Source organism: Klebsiella sp. BIGb0149 (genome assembly GCF_004362605.1).
Lineage (GTDB): Bacteria > Pseudomonadota > Gammaproteobacteria > Enterobacterales > Enterobacteriaceae > Klebsiella > Klebsiella terrigena.
Genome location: NZ_SNYG01000004.1, coordinates 156,759 through 175,682, shown reverse-complemented (window position 1 = coordinate 175,682; position 18,924 = coordinate 156,759). Strand labels below are relative to the sequence as shown.

Sequence of the window (18,924 nt, the reverse complement as noted above, 5' to 3'; positions counted from 1 at the left end):
GGGTTGATAATTCAACATGTTTATCAACTGTTGATAAACGGCGGCGGTTTTGTTTACCGATCCGCCGTTGCGTTCCCGCCGAGCGCGTGACTAGGGGTGGGCGTGCTCCTCCTCCGCGGTCAGGCAGTGCAAATGCCCGTGGCGCACGCCGCGCTGGGCAATCACCTCATCGGCGAAGTGCTGCACTTCGCCCATTTCCCCTTTCAGTACCGCAATCTCGAGACAGTCATCGTGGCTGATGTGCACGTGCAGCGTGGCGACGGAGAGATCGTGGTGATGGTGCTGGGTGGCAATCAGCCGGCTCGCCAGCTCGCGCTTCTCGTGTTCGTACACGTAGGAGAGCACCGCGTAGCCGCGCTGTTCGCTCTTTTGCGCATGTTCATGCATCAGGGTATTGCGCAAAATATCGCGCACCGCTTCCGAGCGGTTGTTATAGCCCCGCTGTTCGCTGAGTGCATCAAGGGTGGCGAGAAGCTCATCATCAAGGGTCAGGGTTACGCGCTGCATGGCCGTTTCTCTTTGGTCAGGGAGGCTGGAAAAGCGGGAAGTACCGCGCGCTGTAGCGCCCGACCCGCGGTGGACTGAAGACGCAGCGGTGAGCTTATCTCCGTCGTTTCAACAATTTGCCCGCTCTCCATCACCATCACCCGCTGGCAAAAGCGTTCGACCAGCCGCAGGTCGTGGGTGATAAACAGGCAGGCGGTAGAAAACTGTACCTGCAGACGCTTGAGCAAGGCAACGATCTCCGCCTGCAGGACGAGATCCAGATTCGACACCGCCTCATCAAGGATCAGCAGCTGCGGCCGCACCACCAGCGCCCGGGCCAGGCACACGCGCTGGAGCTGGCCGCCGCTGAGCTGCAGCGGGCGCTTGTGGAGCAGGTCAGCGCAGAGATCGACCGCCTGCAGCATCGCCTTCACCTGCGCCGTGCGCTCATCGCGGGAGTAGCGGAACAGGTGGCGCAGCGGTTCGCTGATAATCTCCAGCACCGTGTTACGCGGATTCACCGCGCTCAGCGGGTCCTGAAAAACCAGCTGGATATCGCGGCGAAAGGTGCGCAGAGCCTCGCCCTTTAGGGCCGTGAGCGGCGTATCGCGCCAGGCGATAACGCCGCAATCGGGTGATTCCAGCCCCACCAGCATGCGTGCGAGGGTGCTTTTGCCGCAGCCGCTGCGCCCGAGCAGGGCCACCGTCTCCCCCGGCGCGATGCTGAGGTCGATCTGCTGCAGCACCGCCGGGTGATGCGGGTAATCGTGGCTGACGCCAGCGACGTTAAGTAAATTCACGCTCTGCTCTCCATTCCATACAGCGCCAGGTGCGCCGCCAGCAGCCGCCGGCTGACCGGATGCTGCGGGGCGCTGAACAGGGTTGCCACATCGCAGCGCTCGACGATACGACCGCCATCCATCACCGCGACCTCGTGCGCCAGCCGCGCCACAACGCCCATATCGTGCGTGATCAGCAGCAGGCCCTGGCCGCGGGTGGTGACGATCTCTTCCAGCAGGTCAAGAATGCGCGCCTGGGCGACGGCATCGAGGTCGGTGGTGGGCTCATCGGCAAAGATAAACGGCGCCTCGCTCAGCACGGCCAGGGCAATCATCATGCGCTGCAGCATGCCGCCGCTCATCTCGAAGGGATAGCGCCTGAGCAGCCGGGCGGGGTTCTCCAGCCCCACCGCCTCCAGCGCGGCGATAAATGAGGACTCATCCAGCGGCCGGCCGACGGCGCGGCAGGTTTCCCTGGCGTGAGCCGCCATGGTGTGCAGCGGGTTAAAGGCGCTGCGAGGATTCTGCATGATGGTGGCGACGGTGCCTCCGCGCAGCTGCCTGCCGTGGACCGGTATCCCGTCGAGCAGGATGCGCCCGGCACTTTGTCGGACGCCGGGCGGCAGAACCTCAAGGGCCGCGGCGCAGGTCAGCGATTTTCCGCAGCCGCTGCTGCCGAGCAGCGCCAGCACCTGGCCGCGGCGCAGCGTCAGCGACAAATCGTGGACCAGAGGTTGCCCGGCGTGGAGGGTGAACTGCTCGAGCTCGATCTTCTGTGGCATCAGTGGCTATGCTCCGCGATCAGGTGAGGATCGAGACGATCGCGCAGCGCGTCGCCCACCAGGTTAAAGGCCATCACGCTGATAAACAGCGCCAGGCCCGGCCACAGCATCTGCAGCGGCTGGGTCCAGATGTACTGGCGCGCGTCGTTAATCATCACTCCCCACTCTGCGGTCGGCGCGCTGACGCCGAGGCCAAGGAACGACATTCCGGCGACGTGCAGCATCATATGGCCGATATCAAGCGTGGCGAGCACCAGCAGCGACGGCACCACCGCGCCTGCCAGATGATCGACAAAGACGCGGATATGCCCCGCCCCGCAAAGCCGGGAGGCGAGCACAAACTCGCGCTGGCGTAGCGAAATCGTCAGGCTGCGCACCATCCGCGCGTACCATGCCCAGTGCGACAGGGCGATGGCGATAATCACGTTAGTCAGACCGGTACCCAGTACGCCGACCATGAAAAACGACAGGATTGAGGTCGGGAAGGTCATAAACATATCGGCAACCCGCATGGTGAGCTGGTCGACCCGGCCGCCCATTAGCCCGGCGCAGCCGCCGATGACCAGCCCCAGCGTCAGCACCAGCAGCAGGCAGGCCAGCACCGCGCCGAGAGAAACCCGCGTGGCGGCCAGCAGACGGGAAAGAATATCGCGTCCCAGGTGGTCGGTACCCAGCCAGTGCCGGGCGTCCGGCGAGAGCAGGCGTGACGGTAAATTAACGGCCTGCGGGTCGTAGGGCAACCACCACTGGGCGGTGAGGGCGATCAGCACCAGCAGGATAATGGCGATCAGCGCCAGGCGAACCGACCAGCGGGCGGAAAGAAAAAGGTTCACTGGCGTACTCCTTCATGGCGGCGAATGCGCGGGTCCAGCGCGGCGTTGAGCAGGTCAACCGTCAGGTTGCAGAGCGCAAACACCACCACCATCACCAGCGTGAAGCACTGGATCACCGGGTAGTCGCGGTTAAAGATGGCCGACACCGCGTAGCGCCCGATGCCCGGCCAGGCAAAGATATTTTCGATAATCATCGTGCCGCCAATCAGCTCGGCAATATGCATCCCGATTGCGGTCACCACGGGCAGCGAGGCGTTGCGTAGAATATGGCGGCGTTCGGTTTGCCTGTCGCTCAGCCCGCGCAGCCGCGCCCAGGTGACGTGGCGCTGGCCGGCAACCTCCAGCATGCTGGCGCGCAGCAGGCGGGCGTTAATGGCCAGCGACATCAGGGCTATCGACGCCGCGGGCAGAATAAGGTGCTGCCAGCCGCCGTAGCCCAGCGCCGGCAGCCACTGCAAGTAGACGGAAAAAAGCATCACCAGCAGGAAGGCGAGCCAGAAGTTGGGCATCGATACGCCGAGAAAGGCGATCGCCCGCACGATGAAATCCGCCGGGCGGTCGCGATGGCGGGCGGCCCAAATCCCCAGCGGCACGGAGGTCAGCAGGATAATGACCAGCGCCGCGCCCGCCAGCTGCAGCGTGGCGGGCAGGAAGTGCATCACGTCGTCGATCACCGGTCGCTGGGTGGCGAAGGAGAGGCCAAAATCGAGATGCAGCGCCTTCCATAGCCAGCCGGCGTACTGGGTGACGAGCGATTGGTCCAGCCCGAGCATCGCGCGCGTGGAGGCCACCATCTCCGGCGTCGGCGGAAGATTTGATAAGCGCAGATAGTCCAGCGCCGGGTCGCCGGTGCCGAGACGCAGCATAAGAAAGATAATGACCGAGGCGGCGAAAATCATCGGTATCAGCAGCAGGATGCGCCGCAGTACGTAGCGCCGCATCAGGGCTGCTCCGGCTGGATCAGTTCGAACGGAATTTCAGCGGCAACCGGAGCGTAAGGGATTGTACCGAGCTCGGGTTTTGCCACCACCATCATCGAGACGTAGCTGATGGGCAGATAGACCGCATCGTTGTGCAGGCGGGTCAGGATGTCGCGATACAGCGCCTGGCGCCGGGTTTCGTCGGTGGTAGCCAGCACCTTGCCAATCTGCTGGTCGATAAGCGCCTTATCGGCTAACCCCTGCTGGGCCTGATAGTCGGCGTGAGAGGGGACGCGCATTGAGCTCATAAAGGCGTGCGGATCGTACGGTGCGCCCCAGGTGCGGTTAAAAATCATGCCGAAGCGCCCGTCGCGCTGGCGGGCATAAATACTGCTCTCTTCTTCGCCGTTCAGCACGACGTCGACGCCAACCTGACGCATATCGGCCTGCATAATTTCCGCCATTGATTTGCTCAGGGCGTCGGTGCCGATAAACGACATCTCGATGCGCAGCGGCTGGCCATTTTTCCGGCGGATCTCCTCGCCTGCGGGCTTCAGCCAGCCGGCCTTTTCCAGCAGGGCGTTAGCCCGCTGCGGATCGTAGCGGCGCGGCGTTAAGCCGATATTGGCGTAGGGCACCGAAGGGGCAAACAGCGTATCGGCGACCTGCTGGGTGCCGCACAGCGCGTTGTCGATCAGCGACTTTTTGTTGACCGCATAGTTTAGCGCTTCCCGCACCGCCAGCTCATTAGTGGGCGCTTTGGCAGAGTTAAGCGCCAGCATCACCGTTTCGACGGGCTGAGAAAGCTGGGTGCGCCAGGCCGGGTTATGGCTGAAACGCGCGAAGGTATCCAGCGGCAGCAGGCCCTCGTTGCCATAGAGCAGATCGATATCGCCGGTTTCAAAGGCGACGGCGCGGGTCATCGGGTCCGGGATCACCTTTACGGTCACCTGGTCAAGCGCCGGTTTTTCGCCCCAGTAGCGTGGGTTACGCACCAGCACATCAAACTGGTTGAGTTTCGCGGTTTTCAGCACCCACGGCCCGGTGCCGATGGGCGCCTTAATGCCGTGCAGGGTGCCGCCGTCAACAAACTGTGACGGGGCGATAAAGCGGAACGGACGCGGCAGAGCCAGCTCCTGGAGAAAAGGGTAGTAGGCGCTTTTGAGGGTGATTTGCAGCCGAGTATCGCTCAGCGCTCTGACATCGCTGATCTGGTTGGTCAGCTCCAGCCAGGCGTGGCGCTGCCTGTTCGCCAGCACCGCCTGAAAATTGGCTACCGCCGCCTGGGCGTTAAACGGCTCGCCGTTGGAGAACTGCACGTCACTGCGCAGGGTAAACAGCCAGACTTTTCCGTCCGCGGAGTGGCTCCAGCTGCTCGCCAGCCACGGCTTGACCGAGCCATCCTGCTGATATTTGACCAGCGGCTCGTAGACCATGCTTTGGGCGAACATCTGGTTGGGGGTATAGAGGTGGGGGTTCAGAGGACCTACGTTAACCGGCCAGGCGGTAACTAATTCACGCGCGGCGGCGCCGGTTAGCAGAGGCAGACAGATGAAAACCGCCGTCAGAAAAGGGCGGAAAAAGGTGCGGAGGATCGACAAGGCGTTAATCTCAGTGTGCAGGAAAGTATGATGATTTTAATAATTCATCATACTTTAGGAGTAACTCAGATCAATCAATGGCCCGATAGTATAAGAAAATCATATATAAGCGGCGCCGTCAGGGGCGCCTGAAGAGATCCAGCAGCGTGGCGAGCTGTTCATCAATGGGGGTGACGTCGCGCTTGACGATCAGGTGCAGCGGGGTCGCGCGTCGGGCGCCGTGGCTCAGCGGCAGCGGCTTCAGCTCCCCCTGGGCGAGCTGCGGACGAATGCGCTCTTCAGGCAGCCAGCCGAAACCGACCTGATACAGCACGGCATCAATAGCGGCATCAATGGTGGAGAAGGTCCACGCGTCGCGGCCCGGCTGGCGCTCGTTGTGGCGATCGGCGATCTGCACCAGCGGCCAGCGGGCGAGGGCGCTATCGTCCAGCGGCCCGTCGAGGGCGGCGAGCGGATGGTCCCGGTGAGCGACGGCGATAAAATCGATGTTCATCAGCCACTCGCCGCGGCCGGTAATGTCCTGGCGGCGGGTTAGCACCATCACGTCAGCCTCGCCGCGCGCCGCGCTCTCGTCGCCGATGTTTTCCAGCACCTCCGTCAGCCTGACCTGGGTTTGCGGGTAGCGCTGCTGGAACTGGCGCAGAATAGCAAACAGCCGCTGGCGAGGAAAAATGCTGTCGACCACCAGATCGAGCCTGGTACGGGCGCCGTTGCGCAGCGCAATAGCATGATTTTCAACATAATAAAAAGCCTGCAGCAGCGGCTTAACCTGGGCGAGCAGCAGCTCGCCCGCCGGCGTTAATACCGCGCGGCGCCCGGATGGCGTCAGCAGCGTTACCCCCAGCCTTTCCTGCAGCAGGGCGAGGTTGTAGCTGACCGACGACTGGCTGCGATGGGTCTCCTCCGCGGCTCTGGCAAAGCTGCCCAGGGCGGTAACCTTCTCCAGCAGAGCCCATTGTTCGAGGGTTGTCTTGTGCATAACTCATCTAAAAAGTGGATGGATTCAATCAAAACATAGCGTTATTCATTCATTTTTTAAAGCAGTACGCTGGGTTCCAACAACAGAGGAGCAAGCACAATGAACGCTTTCGACAAACACGATTTGAGCGGTTTTATCGGCAAACATCTGGTTTATACCTACGATAACGGGTGGAATTACGAAATTTACGTCAAAAATGGCCGCACCCTGGACTACCGTATCCATAGCGGGATCGTCGGCAACCGGTGGGTAAAAGATCAGCAGGCTTTTATCGTACGGGTGGGGGCCAGCATCTATAAAATCTCGTGGACCGAACCGACCGGGACTGACGTCAGCCTGATTGTTAATCTCGGCGACCGGCTATTTCACGGCACCATCTTCTTTCCGCGCTGGGTTATCAACGATCCGCAAAAAACCGTCTGCTTCCAGAATGAGCATATCCCGCTGATGGAGTCGTACCGCGCCGCCGGCCCGGCCTATCCGACGGAAGTGATTGACGAGTTTGCGACAATTACCTTTGTTCGCGACTGCGGCGCCGATAATGACGCTATTATTAATTGTCCTGCTAACCAATTACCTGCAGATTTTCCTGCAAACTTGTAATACTCCGGAAATAATTTTGTGATCTATGTAAGATTTCTCTCTTTAGTATCATAGAGTAAAATTTTATTTATTGTTTAACGGTTTAATGTTTGTTTACTTTACCGCCCCGTGCTCCTGGCCCGTTCTGAGTCAGGGGCCGAATTCCCCGCTTAAAACCGCCATCACAGTTAATAAACTTATTTATAAAACAACTGGTTGTATTGTCGATCGCCAACTATATTAATTTCTTAATATTATCCTAAGCAACCCCGTCTAAATTAAATAACGTCAAATACCCTGGAATGAAAATGTGGCATTGAAAGAATTTCATTTTCATTTTGTTTAAGTCCGCTGGCGCAGGATATTTTTTTCTACCGGCCTGAGTTTGTTCGGGCCATATACAGAGCAGGAAAATGATGAGCGAATTTTTGCCGTTTTCGCGCCCGTCAATGGGTGACGCAGAGCTGGCCGCGCTGCGTGAAGTTTTGCAATCAGGTTGGATCACGACCGGGCCGAAAAATCAGGCGCTGGAAGAGGCCTTCTGCACGCTGACCGGCAACCGTCACGCGGTGGCGGTCAGCTCGGCAACCGGCGGCATGCACGTCACGCTGATGGCGCTGGGCATCGGCGCCGGCGATGAGGTGATCACCCCTTCGCAGACCTGGGTCTCGACCCTGAACATGATCTGTCTGCTGGGCGCGACGCCGGTGATGATCGACGTCGATCGCGATAACCTGATGATTACCGCTGAGGCGGTTGAAGCGGCAATTACCCCCCGCACCAGGGCCATCGTTCCCGTGCATTACGCCGGCGCGCCGGCGGATATTGACGCCATTCGCGCCGTCGGCGATCGCCACGGCATCCCGGTGATTGAAGATGCCGCCCACGCGGCGGGGACTTACTACAAGGGCCGTCACGTCGGCAGCCGCGGTACCGCAATCTTCTCCTTCCACGCCATTAAAAATATGACCTGTGCCGAAGGCGGGCTGGTCGTCACCGATGACGACGAGCTGGCTGCGCGTATCCGTAGCCTCAAATTCCACGGCCTTGGCGTTGATGCCTACGACCGCCAGACCCTCGGCCGCGCTCCGCAGGCGGAGGTGATCTCCCCGGGCTTCAAGTACAACCTGGCCGATATCAACGCCGCGCTGGCGCTGGTGCAGCTGGATAAGCTGCCGCACGCCAACCGGCGTCGCGCCGACATTGCCCGCCGCTATCTGAGCGAGCTGGCGGATACCCCGTTCGCGCCGCTGCAGGTGCCGGGCTGGGAGCACCAGCACGCCTGGCACCTGTTTATTATTCGCGTCGATGAAGCCCTCTGCGGCATTAGTCGCGATGCCTTAATGGAGCAGCTGAAAGCCATGGGGATCGGCACCGGCCTGCATTTCCGCGCGGCGCATACGCAAAAATATTACCGCGAGCGCTTCCCGACGCTGTCATTGCCGAACACGGAATGGAACAGCGCGCGCATTTGTTCACTCCCGCTGTTCCCGGATATGACCGATGACGACGTCACCCGCGTTATCTCCGCTCTGCACCAGCTGTCAGGACGTTAATATGTTTACTTATCCTCCCGTGAAGAAGGTCTCGGTGGTTATCCCTGTTTATAACGAGCAGGAGAGCCTGCCAGAGCTCATTCGCCGCACGGATAGCGCCTGCGCCACCCTTGGGCGTGAATATGAAATCCTGCTGGTCGACGACGGCAGCAGCGATGACTCCGCCCGCATGCTGACGGCGGCGGCCGAAGCTGAAGGCAGCCACGTCGTGGCGGTGCTGCTGAACCGCAACTACGGCCAGCACTCGGCGATTATGGCGGGCTTTAGCCACGTCACCGGCGATCTGATCATTACCCTCGATGCCGACCTGCAAAACCCGCCGGAGGAGATCCCGCGGCTGGTGGAGAAAGCGGACGAGGGCTATGACGTGGTCGGAACCGTGCGTCAGAACCGCCAGGATACCTTCTTCCGTAAAACCGCGTCGAAGATGATCAACCGCCTGATCCAGCGCACCACCGGCAAAGCGATGGGCGATTACGGCTGCATGCTGCGGGCCTATCGCCGCCATATCATCGACGCGATGCTCAACTGCCACGAGCGCAGCACCTTTATCCCGATCCTCGCGAATACCTTTGCCCGCCGGGCGGTGGAGATCCCGGTGATGCACGCCGAGCGTGAGTTCGGTGATTCCAAATACAGCTTTATGCGCCTGATTAACCTGATGTACGACCTGGTGACCTGCCTGACCACCACGCCGCTGCGCCTGCTCAGCGTTTTCGGCAGCGTGATCGCCCTGCTGGGCTTTGCCTTCTCGATCCTGCTGATTGTGCTGCGCCTGGTACTGGGTCCGCAGTGGGCGGCCGAAGGGGTGTTCGTGCTCTTTGCCGTGCTGTTTATGTTTATCGGCGCCCAGTTTGTCGGCATGGGCCTGCTCGGGGAGTATATCGGCCGCATCTATAACGATGTTCGCGCCCGTCCCCGCTACTTTATTCAACGTGTTGTTCGTCAGCCGGAAACGGCATCTCAAGAGGAAGATCGTTCATGAAAGCCGTAGTCTTCGCTTATCACGATATGGGTTGCGCAGGTATTCAGTCCCTGCTGGACGCCGGGTATGACATCGCCGCTATTTTCACCCATCCGGATAACCCCGGCGAAAACCATTTCTTTGGTTCGGTGGCGCGTCTCGCTGCGGAACAGGGTATCCCGGTGTGGGCGCCAGAAGATGTGAATCACCCGCTGTGGATTGAACGTATCCGTGAAATAAAGCCGGACGTGCTGTTCTCCTTCTACTACCGGAACCTGCTGAGCGATGAGCTCCTCAATCTTGCGCCGCGCGGTGCCTTTAACCTGCACGGCTCCCTGCTGCCGAAGTATCGCGGCCGCGCGCCGCTGAACTGGGTGCTGGTCAACGGAGAGAGCGAAACGGGCGTTACCCTGCACCGCATGGTCAGCCGCGCCGATGCCGGCGATATCGTCGCCCAGCAGTCGGTGGCCATTGGGGCCGATGACGTGGCGCTGACCCTGCACCGCAGGCTGTGCACGGCGGCGTCCGAGCTGCTGGGCCAGGCGCTGCCGGCGATCCGTGAAGGCAAAATTGACGCGCGCGCGCAGGATGAGAGCCAGGCGACCTACGTCGGCCGCCGTACGCCGGAAGATGGCCGTCTTGACTGGGAGCAGCCCGCGCAGGCCCTGCATAACCTGGTCCGCGCCGTCTCCGATCCGTGGCCGGGCGCGTTTGGCTATACCGGCGCCAGCAAATTTATCGTCTGGAAATCGCGCGTCCGTCACGACCTGCCGGCAGCGAAGGCAGGGACGGTGATCTCCACCGCGCCGCTGGTGGTCGCCTGCCAGGACGGAGCGCTGGAAATCGTCACCGGTCAGACCGATCGCGGCGTCTATATTCAGGGCACGCAGCTGGCGCAGGCCCTGGGCCTGGTCTCTGGCGCCGTGCTGAGCAGCAAGCCGGTGGTGGCGATTAAGCGTCGCACCCGCGTGCTGATCCTCGGCGTTAACGGGTTTATCGGCAACCATCTGACCGAGCGCCTGCTGCAGGACGATAATTACGAAATCTACGGTCTGGATATCGGCTCCGATGCCATCAGCCGCTTCCTTGAGAATCCGCGCTTCCACTTCGTCGAAGGGGATATCAGCATTCACTCCGAATGGATTGAGTATCACATTAAGAAATGCGACGTGGTTCTGCCGCTGGTGGCGATCGCCACGCCGATTGAGTACACCCGTAACCCGCTGCGCGTGTTCGAGCTGGACTTCGAAGAGAACCTGAAGATTATCCGCGACTGCGTGAAGTACGATAAGCGCATTATCTTCCCGTCGACCTCTGAAGTGTACGGTATGTGCACCGATAAAAACTTCGATGAAGACAGCTCGAACCTGGTGGTGGGGCCGATCAACAAGCAGCGCTGGATTTATTCGGTATCGAAGCAGCTGCTCGACCGCGTGATCTGGGCCTATGGCGATAAAGCCGCGCTGCGCTTCACCCTGTTCCGTCCGTTTAACTGGATGGGGCCGCGTCTGGATAACCTCAACGCCGCGCGTATCGGCAGCTCCCGCGCCATTACCCAGCTGATCCTCAACCTGGTTGAGGGCTCGCCGATTAAGCTTATCGAAGGCGGTAAGCAGAAGCGCTGCTTCACCGATATCAGCGACGGTATTGAAGCGCTGTTCCGCATTATCGAGAACAAAGACGGCCGCTGCGACGGGCAGATTATCAACATCGGTAACCCGGGCAACGAAGCCAGTATTAAAGAGCTGGCGGAGATGCTGCTGGAGTGCTTCGAGCGCCATCCGCTGCGCGGCAACTTCCCGCCGTTCGCCGGCTTCCGCGATGTCGAAAGCAGCGATTACTACGGTAAAGGTTATCAGGACGTCGAGCACCGTAAGCCGAGCATCCGCAACGCGAAGCGCTGCCTGAGCTGGACGCCGACGGTACCGATGGAAGAGACCGTCGAGCATACCCTCGACTTCTTCCTGCGCACCGTTGAACTGGCGGATGATAAGAGATCATGAAACAGGTCGGCTTACGCATAGATGTTGATACCTTTCGCGGCACGCGGGACGGGGTTCCGCGGCTGCTGAGCCTTCTGGCCCAGAACGGGATTCAGGCAAGCTTCTTTTTTAGCGTTGGGCCGGACAATATGGGGCGCCATTTATGGCGCCTGATAAAACCGAAGTTTTTGTGGAAGATGCTGCGCTCAAAGGCGGCCTCGCTGTACGGCTGGGATATCCTGCTGGCCGGTACCGCCTGGCCCGGACGGCGCATCGGCGCGGGCAATGAAGAGGTGCTGCGCGCGACGGCGCAGGCCCATGAGGTGGGCCTGCACGCCTGGGATCACTACAGCTGGCAGGCGTGGAGCGGCGTCTGGCCGCAGGAGCGCCTGACCCTGGAGGTTGAGCGCGGGCTGCTGGAGCTGGAGCGGATTATTGGCCAGCCGGTGACCTGCTCCGCCGTCGCCGGCTGGCGCGCCGACCAGCGGGTTATCAAAGCCAAAGAGTCCTTCGATTTTCTCTACAACAGCGACTGCCGCGGCAGCCGCCCCTTCCGGCCGCAGCTCGGCAACGAGACGCTGGGCACCGTGCAGATCCCGGTCACGCTTCCCACCTGGGATGAGGTGGTCGGCAGCGCGGTGGATACCGGCGGCTTTAACCGCTATCTGCTGGACTGTATTCATCGCGACCCGGGCGTCCCGGTCTATACCATTCATGCCGAAGTGGAAGGGATTGCGTTTGCGCAGCAGTTTGATGAGCTGCTGACCATGGCGGCGCAGGAAGAGATTCAGTTTTGCCCGCTGAGCCAGCTGCTGCCCGCTGATTTTAGCGAGCTGCCGGTGGGCAAGGTGGTCCGCGGTGAACTGGCCGGCCGGGAAGGCTGGCTTGGGCGTGAACAATTATTGAGTCAGGACGTATGAAAAGCATTCGTTATGGTATCTCCCTGCTGGCGCTGTTTGCCCTGTATTACGTACTGCCGCTGAATTTCCGCCTGCTCTGGCAGCCTGACGAGACGCGCTACGCGGAGATTAGCCGCGAAATGCTGGCCTCCGGCGACTGGGTGGTGCCGCATTTCCTCGGGCTGCGCTACTTTGAAAAACCGATTGCCGGCTACTGGATTAACAGCATCGGGCAGTGGCTGTTTGGCCACAACAATTTCGGCGTGCGCTTTGGCTCGGTCTTCTCCATCAGCGTGACCGCGCTGCTGGTTGCCTGGCTGGCGTGGCGGATCTGGCGGGATAAACGGCTGGCGATCCTCTCCGGCGTGATGTTCCTCACCGCGCTGCTGGTCTACGGTATCGGTACCTATGCGGTGCTGGACCCGATGATCGCCATGTGGATGGCCCTCGCCATGTGCAGCTTCTGGGGCGCCGCTCAGGCGCAGACCCGGAAGGGCAAAATGGCCGGCTATCTCCTGCTGGGCGTGGCCTGCGGGATGGGGGTGATGACCAAAGGCTTCCTCGCGCTGGCGGTGCCGGTGGTGGGCGTACTGCCGTGGGTGATTGCGCGCAAGCGCTGGCGCGAAGTGCTGACCTGGGGCTGGCTGTCGGTGGTTGTCTGCGCGCTGGTGGTGCTGCCGTGGGGGCTGGCTATTGCCCAGCGCGAGCCGGACTTCTGGCGCTACTTCTTCTGGGTGGAGCATATTCAGCGCTTTGCCGAGAAAGACGCCCAGCATAAGGCGCCGTTCTGGTACTACATTCCGTTCCTGATTGCCGGAAGCCTGCCGTGGCTGGCGCTGCTGCCCGGGGCGCTGAAGCGCGGCTGGACCGAACGCGACGACGCCCGCGGCGCGCTGTATCTGCTGGGCTGGGTGGTGATGCCGCTGCTGTTCTTTAGCATCGCCAAGGGCAAGCTGCCGACCTACATCCTGCCGTGCTTTGGGCCGCTGGCGATCCTGATGGCCCGCTATGCGCTGAATGCGGCGAAAGCGGGGGCGAAGGCGCTGCGCATCAACGCGATGATCAACATCGGCTTCGGCCTGGCTGGCCTGCTGGCGGTGCTGGCGGTCTCGCCGTGGAGCTTTATGCACAAGCCGGTGTGGTCGCAGATTGAGCTGTATAAGTGCCTGCTGGCGGCCCTGATATTTGCGGCCTGGGCGCTGGTGGGCTGGCTGACGATGAAGGACAGCGCCCGGCGCTGGCCGCTTGCCGCCTGCTGTCCGCTGGGACTGGCGCTGCTGGTGGGTTTCGCCATTCCTGACCGGGTGATTGATAGCAAGCAGCCGCAGTTTATGATTGATATCGTCGGCGAGTCGCTGGCGCCAAGCCGCTACGTGCTGACCAATAACGTCGGTATTGCCGGCGGCCTGTCGTGGGAGCTCAGGCGCAGCGATATCATTCTGTTCGATAAGCAGGGTGAGCTAAAATACGGTCTCGACTGGCCGGATGCGCGGGGCCGCTTCGTCAGCGAGGGCGACTTTGCCAGCTGGCTGGCAACGCATCGTCAGCAGGGGCCGGTATCGCTGGTTCTGCTGATGGACAAAGGGGAGAGCATGAACGATCTGCCGCTACCAAAACCCGATAGCTCCTATGAGTTAGGGCGGGTTGTGTTTATCCAGTATCTGCCGCAATGAGTATCTGGATCTGCCTGGCGCTCGCCAGCCTGCTGAGCTGCGTCGGACAGCTGTGCCAGAAACAGGCCACCCGCCCGTCCAAATCCGGACGGCGCGGACGGCATATTCTCGGCTGGCTGGGCCTGGCGCTGCTGGCGCTCGGCGGCGGTATGCTGCTGTGGCTGAGCGTGCTGCAGGCGATCCCGGTGAGCATTGCCTACCCGATGCTGAGCCTCAACTTCGTCTGGGTCACCCTCGCGGCGTGGGGCGTCTGGCACGAGCCGGTGGCGCGCCGCCACTGGGTGGGGGTCGGCTTGATTGTCGTGGGTATCGTCATTCTCGGGAGTAGCGTCTGATGGGCTTAATCTGGGCGCTGCTTAGCGTCGGGCTGGTCAGCGCCGCGCAGCTGCTGCTGCGCGGGGCGATGGTCGAGCTGCCGCCGCTGACCGACCTGGTCACGTTTATCGGCCATCTTGTCCATCTCCGGGCCGGCACCTTCGGCCTGGCGCTGGGGCTGGGCGGCTATCTGCTGTCAATGGTGTGCTGGTACTTTGCGCTGCACCGTCTGCCGCTCGCCAAAGCCTATGCCCTGCTGAGCCTGAGCTACATTGTGGTGTGGGCCGCCGCTATCTGGCTGCCCGGATGGCACGAGGCTTTCCGCTGGTGCTCGCTGCTGGGCGTGCTGATTATCGTCGCCGGCGTGCTGACCATCTTCTGGCCGCTGAAGCGTAAAGGATAGCTTAGCCCAGCCGTTCGACCTTGAGCTCGAACGGCGTCGGCGTGCACACCGCCAGGCTGAGGGCGCCAAGCTGGAGCTGGCTGACCGACAGCCGGGAGCGGAAGCAGCTGTCGACGCTGGCAATCTGCCAGGCGCTGCCGCCACGCTGCTTAACGATTGCCTCTTTACGCGTCCAGATGCGCCAGAACGCCGCCAGCTGTTGCTCCGGCCGTTCGGCCTCCACCTGCGCATGCTCGCCAGAGCTAAATACCGCATTGGCGATCCGACGCCAGTTTTCTCGCGGGCGAATGACCTCAATATCGCAACCGACTTCCCCCTCGTCGCTGAGCAGCAGCGCGATATCGTCGCCGCTGTGGCTGAGGTTAAACCACAGCGGCGTCCCGTCAGCAAACCCCGGCTTGCCCTGTTCGGCGTAGATAATCTCGGGCAGCGGCGTCACCGCCTGGGAGAGCAGCGCGCGGCCCGCCAGCCAGCCGGCGCGGCGCGCGCCCTGCGGCGCGAGGGCGGAGATCGCCGGCGGCAGCGCCCGCGTGCTTAAGGTCGAAATTTTCCCCAGCAAAAGCCGATACATATCAAGACCAACGTTTAATGATGATGGAGGTGTTGATGCCGCCAAAGGCGAAGTTATTGCTCTGCAGATACTCGCAGTCGATCCTGCGCGCTTCCCCCATGATGTAGTCGAGCTCGCCGCACTGGGGGTCCGGCTGACGCAGGTTGAGCGTCGGGGCGAACCAGCCTTCACGCATCATCTGCAGGCTCATCCAGGCTTCCAGCGCCCCGCAGGCGCCCAGCGTATGGCCAAAGTAGCTTTTCAACGAAGAGATCGGCACGCGACTGCCGAAGAGGGCGGCGCTGGCCCGGCTTTCGGCAATATCGCCGCGATCGGTCGCCGTACCGTGGGCCGAGATATAGCCGATATCTTCGGCGCGTAAACCGGCCATGCTGAGCGCCTGCGCCATGCAAATTTGCATCGTTTCCTGCTGCGGCTGGGTGATATGCGCGGCGTCGCAGTTGGTGGCAAAGCCGACGATTTCGCCGTAGATCGTCGCGCCGCGCGCTTTGGCGTGCTCCAGCTCTTCGAGGATCAGCGTACCGGCGCCTTCGCCTATCACCAGGCCATCGCGACGTGCGTCGAACGGCGACGGGGTGGTTTTCGGCTCATCGTTGCGCTGGCTGGTGGCGAAGAGGGTATCAAAGATCGCCGCTTCGGACGGGCAGAGCTCTTCGGCACCGCCGGCCACCATCACCGTTTGATAGCCATGGCGAATGGCTTCCCAGGCGTAGCCGATAGCCTGGCTGCCGGAGGTGCAGGCGCTGGAGGTGGGAATAACCCGCCCGCGCAGGCCGAAGAAGAGGCCGGTGTTGACCGCGGTGGTGTGCGGCATCATCTGTACGTAGGTGGTGCCGGTAATGTTGTTGGTATGCTTTTCCGTCAGCATGGTGGCAAACTCGCTCACCGGGCCGGTGCTGCCGGTCGAAGAGCCGTAGGCAATACCGGTTTCGCCGTTCGTCAGCACCGCTTCGCCAATCAGGCCGGCCTGCTCCAGCGCCAGCTCGCTGGCGCGGGTGGACATCAGCGATACCCGGCCCATGGCGCGGATACGCTTGCGGGTATAGTGCTCCGGCAGGGTGAAATCGTCGATCGGCGCGCCGAGCAGGGTATGCAGGCCGTCGTAGATTTGCCACTCCGGCATCTTGCGCACGGCGTTCTCGTAAGCGAGCAGCCTGGCGGAAACGTCCTGCCAGTTTTCCCCAAAGGCGGTGACGCCGCCCATCCCTGTAATCACGACACGGCGTGTCATAACATACCTCCATTGATGGAAATAACCTGGCGGGTGACGTAACCCGCAATGTCGGACATTAAATAGCTGGCCAGCCCGGCCACTTCATCCGCCTGGCCCATACGTTTCATCGGGATCATTGACATCGCCTCTTTCTGCGCGGCCTCTTCCATCTCGATCATCCCGGTATCAATCAGCCCCGGCGCAATGCAGTTGACGGTGATTTTGCGTTTCGCCAGCTCGATAGCCAGCGCCTTGGTGGCGCCGATAATGCCCGCCTTCGCCGCGCTGTAGTTGACCTGACCCCGGTTGCCCATCACCCCGGAAACGGATGACAGGGTAATAATCCGCCCGCCCTGACGGGCGCCGATCATCGGCATAATGCACGGCTGAATAACGTTGTAAAAGCTGTCGAGGTTGGTGTGGATAACGCAATCCCAGTCGTCGTCGCTGAGCGCCGGAAAGGCGCCGTCGCGGGCGATCCCGGCGTTGCTTACCACGCCGTACCACGGGCCGTGGGCGGCGATCTCCTGCTCCAGCACCTCGCGGCACTGCTCACGGTTGGCGACGTCAAAGCTCAGCACCCGTCCGGCGCCGCCGGCGGCCTGCAGGGTCTCGAGGGTTTCCCGCGCGCCCTCGGCGTCGCGATGGTAATGAACGCCGACGGTAAAACCGTCCGCCGCCAGCTGGCAGGCGATGGCGCGGCCGATGCCCTTGCTGGCACCGGTAACTAATACTGAACGACTCATGGTTTCTCTCCCTGATTAAAAAGCGTCGTTAACTCTTCGGCGGTAGGCTGGAAGGTATTCACCCTGCCGGTTGCCAGCGCCTCATCCCCGGCGCTGATGGCGCACTCGAAGCTGCCAAAACGCGCGTCCTGCATTAACAGATTAACGCTGATGGTCAGCGTCCGGCCGGCGGGCAGCACCCCCGCGGCGCAGATCAGCTCCCTGGCGCCGAGCACCATGCCGAGCGCAATAGTGCTTTGCCCCTGCCGGCGGCGATGCCAGCCTGACCAGACGCCGACGGTCTGCGCCATCAGCTCCAGCGCAAACCAGCCGGGCAGGTTGCCGTCGGCGTCAAGAAACGGCGCCAGCACGCCGCGGCCGGTGACGGCAATGCGGCAAACGGCGGTTTCGTCAGTGACCTCCAGCACCTCTTCCAGCAGCAGCATCGGCGCGTCGTGCGGCAGGTAGTCGCCGGGCGATAAATAGTGGTTCATAAAACTCTCCCGAGCAGAATGCTGGCGTTATTGCCGCCAAAGGCGAACGAGTTGGACAGGATCGTCGGCCGGGCGAGCGGCTGCGCTTTCTCGATAATGCCGCAGGCGGGCAGCGCCGGGTCGCGCGGCGAAAGGCTGAAATCCTGGGCGGGCAGCGGCAGGCTGCGCTGGAGGATCAGCATGGCGATTGCCGCCTCGGTGATCCCCGCCGCGCCCAGCGTATGGCCGGTCAGATGCTTGGTGGAGCTGCACGGCACCTGCTCGCCAAACAGCGCGCTCACCACCTGCGATTCCACCTGGTCGTTAAGCGGCGTGGCGGTACCGTGGAGGTTGATGTAGCCCACCGCGTCGGCGGCGATACCGGCATCGTCGAGCGCCTGGCGAATGGCGCGGATGGCCCCTTCGCCCTGCGGATGGGGAGCCGAAATATGGTGCGCATCGCTGGACTCGCCCACCCCGAGCAGGGCGATGGGCTGCGGCTCCCGGGTCAGCAGCATCAGCGCCGCGCCTTCGCCGATGGTAATTCCGCTCCGGTCGCGGCCGAAGGGCTGGCACAGCGTCGGGGAGAGGGACTCCAGGCTGTGGAAGCCGTTCACCGGCATCCGGCTGAGGGAGTCGGCGCCGCCGACAATCGCCACGTCCGCGAGGCCGGCCTCGATCAGCCGCCGCCCGCTGATTATCGCGCGGGCGCTGGAGGAGCAGGCGGTGGAGAGGGTAAAGGCCGGACCGTCGAGCTCCAGCCAGCGGCTGAGAAAGCGCGACGGATCGCCCAGCTCCTGCTGCGGGTAGTGCCAGGCCGCGCTCGCCTTCGCGTTGAGGGTTAAGTCCACGTGCCTGTCGCCCTCATCGAGCCCGGAGGTGCTGGTGCCGAGCACCACCGCCACCCGATCGCGGCCGTAGCGGGCGATAGCGTCGTCCACCTGCGGCTGAATCTGCGCCAGCGCCGCCAGCAGCAGCTGATTGTTGCGCGAGCGGTGGGCGGCAAACGCGTCGCCGATGGCGGGCAGCTCGCCGTCAACGCCGCCGAGTATCGCCTGCGGTTGTCCCTGCAGCCAGCCGGCGCGCGGGCGCATACCGGGGGCGATACCGCGCGTCAGGTTGCAGGCGATCTCGTCGAGGCTGTTGCCCAGCGCGTTGATCATGCCGACAGCGGAAATGTAGATCATC

Annotated in this window: 20 protein-coding genes; 8 read left to right on the top strand and 12 right to left on the bottom strand. The window is 62.1% G+C overall.

Features of this window, described 5'->3' with window-relative positions:
* Window positions 1-90: 90 nt before the first annotated feature.
* The 7 genes from nikR to EDF75_RS15780 all read right to left on the bottom strand — a co-directional run bounded on the left by nikR (window position 91) and on the right by EDF75_RS15780 (window position 6,380).
* Window positions 91-507 carry a nickel-responsive transcriptional regulator NikR gene (gene nikR, locus EDF75_RS15810; RefSeq protein ID WP_128876965.1) on the bottom strand — a complete coding sequence of 139 codons (417 nt, stop codon included), beginning with the start codon at window positions 505-507 and terminating at the stop codon, window positions 91-93.
* The gene (gene nikE, locus EDF75_RS15805) at window positions 495-1,286 is read right to left on the bottom strand and encodes a nickel import ATP-binding protein NikE (RefSeq protein ID WP_133600100.1); all 792 of its coding nucleotides are present in this window, start codon (window positions 1,284-1,286) and stop codon (window positions 495-497) included. Before nikE ends, nikR begins: the two co-directional genes overlap by 13 nt.
* Window positions 1,283-2,047, bottom strand: a complete 765-nt coding sequence (gene nikD, locus EDF75_RS15800; RefSeq protein WP_133600099.1) for a nickel import ATP-binding protein NikD — start codon at window positions 2,045-2,047, stop codon at window positions 1,283-1,285. Before nikD ends, nikE begins: the two co-directional genes overlap by 4 nt.
* A complete protein-coding gene (gene nikC, locus EDF75_RS15795) occupies window positions 2,047-2,880 on the bottom strand; it encodes a nickel ABC transporter permease subunit NikC (protein WP_133600098.1) in 834 nt (277 codons plus the stop codon). Before nikC ends, nikD begins: the two co-directional genes overlap by 1 nt.
* Complete coding sequence (nikB, locus tag EDF75_RS15790; RefSeq protein ID WP_133600097.1) at window positions 2,877-3,821, bottom strand: nickel ABC transporter permease subunit NikB; 945 nt, start codon at window positions 3,819-3,821, stop codon at window positions 2,877-2,879. The genes nikC and nikB overlap by 4 nt, the downstream gene beginning before the upstream one ends.
* Complete coding sequence (gene nikA, locus EDF75_RS15785; protein ID WP_166646201.1) at window positions 3,821-5,368, bottom strand: nickel ABC transporter substrate-binding protein; 1,548 nt, start codon at window positions 5,366-5,368, stop codon at window positions 3,821-3,823. Before nikA ends, nikB begins: the two co-directional genes overlap by 1 nt.
* Before the next feature lie 151 nt (window positions 5,369-5,519).
* A complete protein-coding gene (locus EDF75_RS15780; RefSeq protein WP_133600095.1) occupies window positions 5,520-6,380 on the bottom strand; it encodes a LysR family transcriptional regulator in 861 nt (286 codons plus the stop codon).
* A 99-nt stretch (window positions 6,381-6,479) separates the two neighbouring features.
* On the opposite strand from EDF75_RS15780, the gene EDF75_RS15775 reads away from it, so the two are divergent.
* From EDF75_RS15775 to arnF, 8 genes are all read left to right on the top strand, one after another.
* Window positions 6,480-6,983 carry a phenolic acid decarboxylase gene (locus EDF75_RS15775; protein ID WP_095102878.1) on the top strand — a complete coding sequence of 168 codons (504 nt, stop codon included), beginning with the start codon at window positions 6,480-6,482 and terminating at the stop codon, window positions 6,981-6,983.
* A 395-nt stretch (window positions 6,984-7,378) separates the two neighbouring features.
* The gene (arnB, locus tag EDF75_RS15770) at window positions 7,379-8,518 is read left to right on the top strand and encodes a UDP-4-amino-4-deoxy-L-arabinose aminotransferase (protein WP_133600094.1); all 1,140 of its coding nucleotides are present in this window, start codon (window positions 7,379-7,381) and stop codon (window positions 8,516-8,518) included.
* A gap of 1 nt (window position 8,519) precedes the next feature.
* Window positions 8,520-9,503 (top strand): undecaprenyl-phosphate 4-deoxy-4-formamido-L-arabinose transferase, encoded by a 984-nt coding sequence (gene arnC / locus EDF75_RS15765; protein WP_095102880.1) that lies wholly within the window; start codon window positions 8,520-8,522, stop codon window positions 9,501-9,503.
* Window positions 9,500-11,485, top strand: coding sequence for a bifunctional UDP-4-amino-4-deoxy-L-arabinose formyltransferase/UDP-glucuronic acid oxidase ArnA (arnA, locus tag EDF75_RS15760; protein WP_133600093.1), 1,986 nt, complete (start codon window positions 9,500-9,502; stop codon window positions 11,483-11,485). Before arnC ends, arnA begins: the two co-directional genes overlap by 4 nt.
* Window positions 11,482-12,384 (top strand): 4-deoxy-4-formamido-L-arabinose-phosphoundecaprenol deformylase, encoded by a 903-nt coding sequence (arnD, locus tag EDF75_RS15755; protein WP_133600092.1) that lies wholly within the window; start codon window positions 11,482-11,484, stop codon window positions 12,382-12,384. The genes arnA and arnD overlap by 4 nt, the downstream gene beginning before the upstream one ends.
* Window positions 12,381-14,036, top strand: coding sequence for a lipid IV(A) 4-amino-4-deoxy-L-arabinosyltransferase (gene arnT / locus EDF75_RS15750; RefSeq protein ID WP_133600091.1), 1,656 nt, complete (start codon window positions 12,381-12,383; stop codon window positions 14,034-14,036). The genes arnD and arnT overlap by 4 nt, the downstream gene beginning before the upstream one ends.
* Entirely contained in the window at window positions 14,033-14,371 is a 339-nt protein-coding gene (gene arnE / locus EDF75_RS15745) for a 4-amino-4-deoxy-L-arabinose-phosphoundecaprenol flippase subunit ArnE (protein ID WP_133600090.1), read from the top strand. The genes arnT and arnE overlap by 4 nt, the downstream gene beginning before the upstream one ends.
* Window positions 14,371-14,754: a 4-amino-4-deoxy-L-arabinose-phosphoundecaprenol flippase subunit ArnF gene (gene arnF / locus EDF75_RS15740; RefSeq protein ID WP_133600089.1), complete on the top strand. Its 384-nt coding sequence runs from the start codon at window positions 14,371-14,373 to the stop codon at window positions 14,752-14,754. The genes arnE and arnF overlap by 1 nt, the downstream gene beginning before the upstream one ends.
* 1 nt (window position 14,755) lies before the next feature.
* Here arnF and acpT read toward each other — a convergent pair whose 3' ends face one another.
* Genes acpT through EDF75_RS15715 form a run of 5 tightly spaced genes read right to left on the bottom strand, consistent with a single transcriptional unit; the run spans window position 14,756 to window position 18,923 of the window.
* A complete protein-coding gene (acpT, locus tag EDF75_RS15735) occupies window positions 14,756-15,325 on the bottom strand; it encodes a 4'-phosphopantetheinyl transferase AcpT (protein WP_133600088.1) in 570 nt (189 codons plus the stop codon).
* A gap of 1 nt (window position 15,326) precedes the next feature.
* A complete protein-coding gene (locus EDF75_RS15730) occupies window positions 15,327-16,556 on the bottom strand; it encodes a beta-ketoacyl-ACP synthase (RefSeq protein ID WP_133600087.1) in 1,230 nt (409 codons plus the stop codon).
* Window positions 16,553-17,284 carry a 3-ketoacyl-ACP reductase FabG2 gene (locus EDF75_RS15725; protein ID WP_133600086.1) on the bottom strand — a complete coding sequence of 244 codons (732 nt, stop codon included), beginning with the start codon at window positions 17,282-17,284 and terminating at the stop codon, window positions 16,553-16,555. Before EDF75_RS15725 ends, EDF75_RS15730 begins: the two co-directional genes overlap by 4 nt.
* Window positions 17,281-17,757, bottom strand: a complete 477-nt coding sequence (locus tag EDF75_RS15720) for a hotdog family protein (protein ID WP_133600085.1) — start codon at window positions 17,755-17,757, stop codon at window positions 17,281-17,283. The genes EDF75_RS15725 and EDF75_RS15720 overlap by 4 nt, the downstream gene beginning before the upstream one ends.
* Window positions 17,754-18,923 carry a beta-ketoacyl-[acyl-carrier-protein] synthase family protein gene (locus EDF75_RS15715; RefSeq protein WP_133600084.1) on the bottom strand — a complete coding sequence of 390 codons (1,170 nt, stop codon included), beginning with the start codon at window positions 18,921-18,923 and terminating at the stop codon, window positions 17,754-17,756. Before EDF75_RS15715 ends, EDF75_RS15720 begins: the two co-directional genes overlap by 4 nt.
* Window position 18,924: the final 1 nt, after the last annotated feature.